The organism is Mesorhizobium sp. WSM4845 (assembly GCF_055811455.1).
Genome location: NZ_JBVVQA010000130.1, coordinates 1 through 243 on the forward strand (window position 1 = coordinate 1; position 243 = coordinate 243).

1 pseudogene is annotated in these 243 nt (G+C 74.5%); it reads left to right on the top strand.

The features are described from left to right. Window positions 1–243: pseudogene (locus AC0L2C_RS34305) on the top strand (exodeoxyribonuclease VII large subunit); the annotation flags it as partial.

The window sequence follows — 243 nt, forward strand, 5'->3', positions numbered from 1 at the left end:
GCCAGTGCGGGCGGAACTGATCGCGAGCCTCAGCGAAATGAGCCTGCGCGCCGGGCGGGCGGTGCGGCGCGGCGCGGTGCGGGCCCGCGAGCGGCTGGATATGCAGGCGCGGTTGATGCCGACGCCGGACACGCTGCTCAGCCCGCAACGGCAGCGGCTGGACGACGCATCGATGCGGCTGCAACATGGCTTGCGGCACCGCCTGGCCGATGCGCGCGCGCATCTGAGCGAAGCGGGCGCGGC